The organism is bacterium (assembly GCA_018812485.1).
Lineage (GTDB): Bacteria > JAHJDO01 > JAHJDO01 > JAHJDO01 > JAHJDO01 > JAHJDO01.
The window spans coordinates 1-4,254 of the sequence record JAHJDO010000064.1 but is presented as its reverse complement, the minus strand read 5'-3'; the positions used below and the strand labels follow the sequence as shown (position 1 = coordinate 4,254).

Below are 4,254 nucleotides of genomic sequence, written 5' to 3'. Positions count from 1 at the left end.
TTAGGTAGTGCAGAGGCATTTAGGCAGGAGCGAGGACGTTTAGTAAGTTCAAGGACGTTTAGGTAGTGCAGAGGCATTTAGGCAGGAGCAAGGACGTTTAGTAAGTGTAAGGACGTTTAGGTAGTGCAGGGGCATTTAGGCAGGAGCAAGGACGTTTAGTAAGTGTAAGGACGTTTAGGTAGTGCAGGGGCATTTTAGGGCAGGAGCGAGATATTTAGGCAAGGCTAAGGCGTTTAGGCAGGTGCGCAAGATGTTTAGGCAAGGCAAGGATTTTAAGTAAGAGATTAGATTTATGAAGGAAGTAGTTTTTAAGAGAGAGAATTTTTAGATGAGAGAATATAGGATTTGATTATGATGATAGAGTGAGAGAGGGGGGAATGAACATAAGAAACAGAAACAAATCAGAGATTACCGTTAATGTGGGGGGTAATCAAGCTCACCTTTAAGTATCATTCTCTTTGCAGCTTCTTTTAATTCTACCTTTACATCTTTATTTTTGCCGGTAGCCTCGCGTGAGATTTTTGTCATATTTACTAGTTTTTTAATTTGTTCGTACAGTTTAATCTGTTCAGACTCAAGTTTTATTGTGGTTTCTCTTTGAATCTTGTTTTCTTTTTTCAGTTTGCTCATATCTTTTTCTAATTCAGTTTTTGTCATATCGACATACATGTCTTCCTGGTTTATGGTATCTTTCATACCAAGAAACTCAGTGTAATAGTGAATCATGTCAGATTTCTTCCAGCCAAATCTGTATTTTAATGCTGACTCTGATTTATATCTTGGCAGCCAAAAACAAGCAGAACTATGTCTAAAGTCGTATAAGCTTAAATTCTTAAACTTAATTTGTTCAGGCATCAAGACCTCTTTCCCAATTTTATTTAATTCGGCATTTATCATGGAAGGGTGTATCTTGCAAAAAAAATCATTTGGTTTTAAATCTAATTTTTTAACATACTCTTTAACTTGATCTGCACAAAGCATAATCTTAATTTTCCTCCCAAAAGTCTTTGAAGTCTCATCTCTTATGTTTAATTCCTTAAAATTATTTAAAAAGTCTGAAACTTTAATATTTACTAATTCTGTAACTCTAACTCCCGAATCAAATGCTAAAGCCAGGATTATCTTTAAGTCATATTTTGCTTTATCCACGATTTTTTCGAAATCCTCTTCTGTAAAGTAAACAAATTTTGGTTTTTCTCCTCTTGTATCCAGATCCTCTGTAACATCTTCTACTATTTTGCCTTTTTTCTTCATAATTTTTTCATACCAGTGCCAAAATGTTTTAAAAACTTTCACATAATCCCCTGCTGATTTATATGCTGTTCCTGTCCTTGTTTTTAGAGTACCGTTCCTCATATCTTCAAATAAAGAATGTAAATCTTTATCAGTTACTTTTCGAATATCTTTTACTTTTCTTTCTTGGAGCTTGGAAATGATAAAACACAATCTTGCTCTTAATGTATTGAGTCTTGTTGGACCCCTTGCTCCTTTTTTGCTCACCTTGGCAATATTTAGCCCTAAAGCCATATCATTAAGAAAATTTAGAATAACATCACGATTAATTTCATTTAACCCTTTGAGGGGTTTAGTCTTCTTCCAGTTATCATAAGTTTGTTTATGCTTATATGGGTCAATTATTTCTTCTTTTATTCTTTCCATACTTAGATAGACATAAAGAAACTTTATAAATATGCCCCTTTCGGTTACTCTATGCCCCCACCGGACACAGAGCTATAGAACGGGGCATAAATAGGTTTTTATTTCTTTTCATATTTAAGTTCTTTCCCAGCTTCATAAATAAGTTTCTCAAAGAAGCCAATACATTCATAAATATCCTTAGAAATATTTTCCTTATCTTTTATATCTAAGTCTCTCCGGTAAGACGAAGGGATCAGTGTCTCTAATTGATTCATCTGCTCTTTCACTTGCTTGCTCTGATAATTTGTTTCCATCTTTTCCCTCGGCTCTGGATTTTTCTATCCAGAAACAGGCAAGGCAGACATCTATTGTTTCCACCTTACCGTTTACAACTCTTGTGCTCATTGTGAGCTTGCTTTCATCTTTCTCTCCGCAATATTTGCATTGTGCCATAAAATTTTATAGCTAAAAACACTATTAAACATTGTAAGCAAAGTATATTATTCATAATCAATCCCTTTTGGCATGGTGTAGTAATCAAACTTGCGTTCAATTACGTGAGTAAGCTTCATGCCAACGTCTTTCAGAATGTCGTAAATCCTGCTTACTTTCTTATGTATCTGCAGAACCGCTTTCCTTGCCTTTGTTTCCAGATTTTCCGCCATTTTAGTCATATATGCTTTTCCCAGTTTGAGGCGGCATTTTTCTCGCCTGTTCCAAAATCTTCTCAAAATAGGCAACAGGTTTTATTATCGGCTGCTCTAACTGTGGAACTCTTATTATGAGCCACTTGCCATCTTTGCTCACGCTGATTTTTGGCTCAATTCTTTTCTGGCTTGACTCTTGGTTTTCCATTTTTGTTTTTACCTCCCATTGTAATTTTCAAGGAGTAACGGGTATTTAAGTTTTGTAAGCAAAGAGTGTTAATTTGAGAGGGGGTAAGAGAAAATAAATCAATCTAAAAAAATAATAGCTAATGTGAGAATTATCAAGATTATAGTTAAGTAAATCATGATCTTGTTAGAATAATGCTGTAACAAGTGCGTTATCTTCGCTCTTATTCCACAAATAGAATTATATGTATTTTGGAATATGAAATCATATTTTTCATAGTTCGGATCAGTCCCTTTAAGAAATAAATTAATAAACATCAAAGCATAAATCATTTCTCCTTCAGCTTGAGCAACGTATTCTATAGCAGAAGGAGTAAGAGGTTTTTCTTTTTTAAAAAATCCTTTAACGATCTGTAATGTATATCTGAATAAATTTGACTCTGTTAAGGAGTCTTTTAAAAAATGATGGTAATTAAATATTTTTTGCTGGTACTGAGTTATAATTTCTTTAATCGCTATGTTCTCATTATCAGTTTCAACTAACGTTAGAAGTTTGTCCATTTCCTTATGATGATGGGTATGCTCATGAAAAATATCCTTTACCTCTTGATAAATTGTAGAGATAGCATCAAGTATATCGTCTTCGCTAATTTGTACAGGTTCTATAAAATTTGTTTTTATTAATATCAGTCCATTTTTTTTAATCTGACAAATTGCTTTCATGTTAAGCTCTTGAATTAAAAAGGCTAATTCGTTCTGTTCGTTTTTATTTTCAAATTGTGAGGGAAAACTCAATATGATTTTACATTCTTCTTCTTTAATATCAGATATCTTCTTATTTTTATAGTATTTTCCGGAAGAATCAGAAAGATAACCAACTCTATTCAATAATTCTGAAATTTTAATAAGAAATATATCCCCTGAAAGGTTAGGTATCCATCCGTAACAACATATTGGATCGTTAGCCATAATCACTCCACAAAATAAAAAATCCCTTCTATCTACAAATTTCTAAAAATAGAAGAGACTTTGCAATATCAATTAAAAAATAGATGCATATCCAAGATCTGTGGTTTTTGCAGTTGTCTTTTTCTCTTTGATAGAAAAACCGTATCTAATTAGACCTGTATTAGCCATTCTATCAAGGTAGGATCTATCTTCCTGTTCAACTACGCGACCTTTTAGATATTTCTTCAAAATTTTGCCTTCTAGACCGCCGATTGTGTTCATTTGTTGAATAACATACATCTAGTTTATTATTTTGTCAAGTGGTTTCTTGTTTCTTAATTACTGTTTATATCATACTATATTGATGCATATTTATAAACTTATCTTTAAAGATGAAAAAAAGGGCGGTTTTGAGTCATGCCCGGGACTTTTGTTTTCTCTAATTGTCTTCTACTGTTTCTCGTCTTATCTCTTCCAGTTTCCACTCTCTGAGTTTTCTTGCCATCTCATAAGAAGCTTCTGCCATTTTAAACGAGACTTGTTTTACCTTTTCCAAGACATTCAAAGCTTCTTTTTCTCTTTTCCTTTCCAGCTTTATTCGTACATCAAACCATCTGTAATCATATCTTGAACCTCCAATAAGCACGTTCAGGTTATTCTTGAGAGCTATCTCTCCCATTCTTTCCCTCAAACGAATTACTTCAACCCAGTCCTGCTTGTTGGGCATTATCACTGAGATGACAAACCATGAATTTCTCTCCTGGCATTTCCACAATTCAACAGATATCTTGTACTTATGCCTTATCATGTAATAACCAGACTGGAAGTCTGTATC

At 33.6% G+C, this 4,254-nt stretch carries 7 protein-coding genes; all 7 read right to left on the bottom strand.

The window, feature by feature from the left end:
* Window positions 1-414: 414 nt before the first annotated feature.
* Window positions 415-1,659, bottom strand: coding sequence for a site-specific integrase (locus KKC91_05085; GenBank protein MBU0477921.1), 1,245 nt, complete (start codon window positions 1,657-1,659; stop codon window positions 415-417).
* A 192-nt stretch (window positions 1,660-1,851) separates the two neighbouring features.
* Complete coding sequence (locus KKC91_05080) at window positions 1,852-2,091, bottom strand: hypothetical protein (GenBank protein MBU0477920.1); 240 nt, start codon at window positions 2,089-2,091, stop codon at window positions 1,852-1,854.
* Between the two features lie 47 nt (window positions 2,092-2,138).
* Entirely contained in the window at window positions 2,139-2,312 is a 174-nt protein-coding gene (locus KKC91_05075) for a hypothetical protein (protein ID MBU0477919.1), read from the bottom strand.
* Window positions 2,305-2,493 (bottom strand): hypothetical protein, encoded by a 189-nt coding sequence (locus KKC91_05070; GenBank protein ID MBU0477918.1) that lies wholly within the window; start codon window positions 2,491-2,493, stop codon window positions 2,305-2,307. The genes KKC91_05075 and KKC91_05070 overlap by 8 nt, the downstream gene beginning before the upstream one ends.
* A gap of 98 nt (window positions 2,494-2,591) precedes the next feature.
* Window positions 2,592-3,440 (bottom strand): hypothetical protein, encoded by an 849-nt coding sequence (locus KKC91_05065; GenBank protein MBU0477917.1) that lies wholly within the window; start codon window positions 3,438-3,440, stop codon window positions 2,592-2,594.
* A gap of 72 nt (window positions 3,441-3,512) precedes the next feature.
* Complete coding sequence (locus KKC91_05060; protein MBU0477916.1) at window positions 3,513-3,668, bottom strand: hypothetical protein; 156 nt, start codon at window positions 3,666-3,668, stop codon at window positions 3,513-3,515.
* Window positions 3,669-3,858: 190 nt separating this feature from the next.
* On the bottom strand, window positions 3,859-4,254 hold a 396-nt coding region (locus KKC91_05055; GenBank protein ID MBU0477915.1), incomplete at its 5' end, for a hypothetical protein.

Bases quoted from the DNA above. Each gene is read 5' to 3' on its own strand.
- KKC91_05085 (MBU0477921.1), bottom strand. From the start codon at position 1,659: ATGGAAAGAATAAAAGAAGAAATAATTGACCCATATAAGCATAAACAA.
- KKC91_05080 (MBU0477920.1), bottom strand. From the start codon at position 2,091: ATGGCACAATGCAAATATTGCGGAGAGAAAGATGAAAGCAAGCTCACA.
- KKC91_05075 (MBU0477919.1), bottom strand. From the start codon at position 2,312: ATGACTAAAATGGCGGAAAATCTGGAAACAAAGGCAAGGAAAGCGGTT.
- KKC91_05070 (MBU0477918.1), bottom strand. From the start codon at position 2,493: ATGGAAAACCAAGAGTCAAGCCAGAAAAGAATTGAGCCAAAAATCAGC.
- KKC91_05065 (MBU0477917.1), bottom strand. From the start codon at position 3,440: ATGGCTAACGATCCAATATGTTGTTACGGATGGATACCTAACCTTTCA.